The organism is Baekduia sp., from assembly GCF_035318805.1.
Taxonomy (GTDB): Bacteria; Actinomycetota; Thermoleophilia; order Solirubrobacterales; family Solirubrobacteraceae; genus Baekduia.
In genome coordinates this window covers 1-4,522 of the sequence record NZ_DATHDY010000128.1, presented here as the reverse complement: position 1 = coordinate 4,522, position 4,522 = coordinate 1, and the positions used below count along the sequence as shown (strand labels likewise).

Below are 4,522 nucleotides of genomic sequence, written 5' to 3'. Positions count from 1 at the left end.
CGCCGCGTCATCGACGAGGAGAGCGTCAAGAAGGTCCTCACGGTGCTTCAGGACGAGCTGTCGGACATGCCGAAGAACTGGAATCGCCGGTTCAAGCACAACCGCGACAAGATCAAGACCGGCGACATCTACGAGCTGGCCGAGGTCGTCCGCAACCTGGCGATCCGCGAGCACGACAAGGGCCTGTCGACGGGTGAGAAGCAGATGTTCACGCGCGCCAAGAAGATCCTCGCCTCCGAGCTGATGTACGCGCTGGAGAAGAGCGAGGACGAGGCCGAGGCCTACCTCGACGACCTCCTGACGTCGTCCGCCGAGCGCCTCGCGGCTGCCGCGAAGTAGCTCCTGATGTCCGCGGTCGCGCTCGTCGTGGCCGCCGGGCGTGGTGAGCGCCTTGGGTCCCCCGGACCCAAGGCGTTCGTCATGTGTGGGGGCCGTCCGATGCTCGAGTGGAGCATCGACGCGCTGAAGGCGGTGCCCGAGATCGGGCACATCGTCGTCGCGCTGCCCGCCGGCGTGCAGGCGCCCGCGGGCACCAGCGGCGTGGTGGGAGGGCAGGAGCGCTCGCACTCCGTCCGCGCCGCGCTGCACCACACGCTGGCCGGGGATCCCGTCCTCGTCCACGACGCCGCCCGGCCGCTGGTGACGCCGGAGATCATCCGCGCCTGCCTGGCCGGCCTGGACGCCGAGGCCGACGCGGCCATCGCCTCCGCGCGCGTGACCGACACCGTCAAGGAGCAGGCCGACGCCGCCGGCCCGCCGACCGTCGCCCGCACGCTGGACCGCGACCGCCTGTGGGCGATCCAGACCCCGCAGGTCTTCCGCCGCGAGGTGCTCGAGCGGGCGCTGGCCCAGCCCCACGACGTGCTGGCCGCCGCGACCGACGACGCGTCGATCGTCGAGGCCATGGGCGGGACCGTCCGCCTCGTAGAGTCCCCTCGGGACAACCTCAAGATCACGACCCCCGACGACCTGCGCCTCGCCGAGTCCCTGCTGAAGGCGCGGTAGCCGGCCCCGCCCGGCCGTCGCCGATCCCTCTCCCCGAGCCCGCCTTGCTGACCGATTACCACGTGCACCTCCGTCCCGACGACCCCCAGACGCCCGCCGAGCAGTACTTCACCGCCGACAACGCCGGCCGCTACCGCGATACCGCGCAGGAGCGCGGCATCCAGGAGCTCGGCGTCGCCGAGCACATCTACCGCTTCACCGCGGCCCTCGACGTCTGGCAGCACCCGCTGTGGGTGGAGAACGCCCACGACGACATCGACCGCTACTGCGACTTCGTGCGCGACCAGACCGACCTCAAGCTCGGCATCGAGGCCGACTTCATCCCCGGTCGCGAGGAGAAGATGCGGGCGCTGCTGGAGCAGCGCGACTGGGACTACGTCGTCGGCTCGATCCACTTCCTCGCCGAGGGCGCGCTGGACTACGACCGCTACGACGTCTGGAACCACGCGCGCTCGGCCGACCACGTGTGGAAGACGTACTTCACCTGGCTCGGCGAGCTGGCCGCCAGCGGGATGTTCGACATCCTGGCCCACCCCGACCTCGTCAAGCACTGGGGCAAGGAGCGCCCCTGGCCCGAGAAGGACCTGCGGTTCTACTACGACCTGGCGATGGAGCAGATCGCCGAGTCGGGCATCGCGATCGAGGTCTCGACCGCCGGGCTGCGCAAGCCGGTCGGCGAGATCTATCCCGACCGCGCGTTCCTGGAGATGGTCGTCGACGCGGGCAACCCGATCGCGCTGTCCAGCGACGCGCACACGCCCGAGCAGCTCGGCTTCGAGTACGAGCAGGCGCTGAAGCTGCTCGACGAGGTCGGCGTCACCGAGATCGCCGTCTTCGAGCACCGCAACGTGCGCCTGGAGCCCGTGGGCTGATGACGAGCGTCCGCACCGGCATCGGCTGGGACTCGCATCGGCTCGTCCCGGAGCGCCGGCTGATCCTCGGCGGCGTGCAGCTCGAGCACACCCACGGCCTCCTGGGCCACAGCGACGCCGACGTGCTGACCCACGCGGTCATCGACGCGCTGCTGGGCGCCGCCGGGCTGGACGACATCGGCGCGCACTTCCCCGACACCGACGCGGCGTTCAAGGACGCCGACTCGATGGCGCTGCTGCGCGACGTCGTGGCGCGCGTGACCGGCGCGGGCTACGCGATCGGCCACGTCGACACGACGGTGATCATGGAGCGCCCCAAGCTCTCGCCGCACCGCGCGGCGATCCGCGCCTCGCTGGCCGACGGCCTCGGGATCGACCCCGGCGCGGTCAACGTGAAGGCGTCGACCGGCGAGGGCCTCGGCTTCGTCGGCCGCGGCGAGGGCGTCGCCGCGCTCGCGGTCGCCACGCTGTCGGCCCCGTAGTCGGGCCGCCTACTCTGCGAGACGATGCACGGCGAACTGGTGGTGCTTGCGGTCCTGATGGGCGCCGGCGCGTTCCTGCTGCTCGCCGAGCGCACGCAGATCCCCTACCCGATCCTGCTGACCGTCGGCGGCACGGGCCTGGCCTTCGTGCCGGGGCTCGGCGACTTCGAGCTCGACCCCGACGTCATCCTCATCGCGTTCCTGCCGCCGCTGCTGTACTCGGCCGCGTTCTTCACCTCGGTCCAGGACCTGCGCGCCAACGCCGGGCCGATCAGCTTCCTGGCGATCGGGCTGGTGACCGCCACGACCGTGACCGTCGCGGTGGTCGCCCACGCGTTCATCGACGACCTGTCCTGGCCGGCGGCCTTCGTGCTGGGCGCCGTCGTCTCGCCGACCGACCCGGTCGCCGCGACGGAGATCGCGGTGCGCTCGCACGCCCCGCGGCGGCTGATCACGATCGTCGAGGGCGAGAGCCTGATCAACGACTCGACGGGGCTGATCGCCTACAAGTTCGCGGTCGCCGCGGTGCTGTCGGGCTCGTTCTCGCTGGCCGCTGCGCTGGGCAACTTCGTCCTCAGCGCGGCGGCCGGCATCGCCATCGGCCTGGTCGTCGGCTTCGGCGTCGCCGAGGTGCGCCGGCGCCTGGACGACGCGCCGACCGAGATCGCGGTGTCGCTGCTGACGCCGTACGTCGCCTACCTGCCGGCCGAGGCGCTCGGCGTCTCGGCGGTGCTGGCCGCCGTCACCGCCGGGCTCTATCTCGGGTGGCGCTCGCCGGAGCTGGTCACCCCGTCGACGCGCATCCAGATCGTCGGCTTCTGGGAGATCCTCAACTTCGCGCTCAACGCGGTGCTGTTCGTGCTGGTCGGCCTCCAGCTGCGGACGGTGATCGACGGCCTCCACGGCTACTCCACGATGCAGCTCGTCGGCTACGCGGCGCTCACGGCGCTGACCGTGATCATCACGCGGATGCTCTGGGTCTATCCCTTCAACATCGTCGCGCGCCTGCTCGTGCGGCGGTTCCCGCGCAAGCGCGGCGACGAACCGCCGGACCTGCGCCTCACCGGGCTGCTGGGCTGGTCGGGCATGCGCGGCTCGGTGTCGCTGGCGGCGGCGCTGGCGATCCCGCTGACGACCGACGCCGGCGACCCCTTCCCCGGGCGCGACCTCATCATCTTCCTGGCGTACTCGGTGATCCTCGTCACCGTCGTGGGGCAGGGGCTGACGCTGGGCCGGCTCATCGAGTGGGCCGGGGTCTACGACGACGAGGAGACGGTCGCCGAGCAGGAGGCGCGGGCCCGGATCGCCGCGTCGACGGCCGCGCTGGACCGCCTGGACGAGCTGCGCGACGAGGAGTGGGTGCGCGAGGAGACCCAGGCTCGGATGCGCCAGGCCTACGAGTTCCGCATCCGCCGCTTCGAGGCGCGCATCGGCGACGACGACGACGGCGAGATCGAGCAGGGATCCCAGGCCTACCAGCGCCTGCGCCGCAAGATCCTCGAGGCCGAACGCGCCGAGATCATCCGCCAGCGCAACCGCGGCGCGATCACCGACGACATCATGCGCCGGATCGAGCGCGATCTCGACCTCGAGGACGCGCGCCTGGAGATCTAGGGGGCGCGGACGGGCGTCACAGGCGGGTGGTGCCGGCGGGGTTGGCTGGGCGGCACTCCGTGACGCTCGTCACCGCCGCTCCGCCTCGCGCGCGTCCCTTCGTGCTCCGCAGGGTGGTCGGTGGTATGCGCTGTCTCCGTGGTGCGCTGCGTGTGGGCATCGATCCGCGCGCTTCGGCCTCCGCAGCGGATGACGACGACACGGAGAGCCACCATGGCTCGTCCTCGCGGCAGCGCTCCACCAGTAACTCTCCGCTCTAAGCCTCGATCCACCGTTATTTCGGCGGTGTCTGTCCGGCGGCGGAAGTGAAATGACCTCCTGAGCGGGCAAGAAGCTGTCGATTCGGGCGACGGCGGCCTGCGTCAGGAGGTCACCTGCATGGTGCACGATCTGTCGGACCGATCGACGGTCAGCTTCGATGATGAGCGGGTGGTGGCCAACGCCGGGGTGATGCTTCCGGCGCGCTGCTGGCCCAGCGGCTGGGTGTCGAGCGGCTGGTCGACGAGCGTGTGCGTCTGGGTGAGCGGTCGGGCGGCGCGAACGCGGGGC

5 protein-coding genes are annotated in these 4,522 nt (G+C 71.3%); all 5 read left to right on the top strand.

Annotation, left to right across the window (positions count from 1 at the left end; translation table 11 throughout):
- A partial coding sequence (locus VK501_RS25975; RefSeq protein ID WP_414641205.1) for a CarD family transcriptional regulator occupies positions 1-339 on the top strand: 339 nt, incomplete at its 5' end.
- A 6-nt stretch (positions 340-345) separates the two neighbouring features.
- Positions 346-1,005, top strand: coding sequence for a 2-C-methyl-D-erythritol 4-phosphate cytidylyltransferase (ispD, locus tag VK501_RS25970; protein WP_324342741.1), 660 nt, complete (start codon positions 346-348; stop codon positions 1,003-1,005).
- Between the two features lie 62 nt (positions 1,006-1,067).
- On the top strand, positions 1,068-1,877 hold the full coding sequence (locus VK501_RS25965; protein WP_324342739.1) for a histidinol-phosphatase: 810 nt from the start codon (positions 1,068-1,070) through the stop codon (positions 1,875-1,877).
- Complete coding sequence (ispF, locus tag VK501_RS25960) at positions 1,877-2,359, top strand: 2-C-methyl-D-erythritol 2,4-cyclodiphosphate synthase (RefSeq protein ID WP_324342737.1); 483 nt, start codon at positions 1,877-1,879, stop codon at positions 2,357-2,359. Before VK501_RS25965 ends, ispF begins: the two co-directional genes overlap by 1 nt.
- Before the next feature lie 24 nt (positions 2,360-2,383).
- Entirely contained in the window at positions 2,384-3,973 is a 1,590-nt protein-coding gene (locus VK501_RS25955) for a Na+/H+ antiporter (RefSeq protein WP_324342735.1), read from the top strand.
- Positions 3,974-4,522 lie beyond the last annotated feature (549 nt).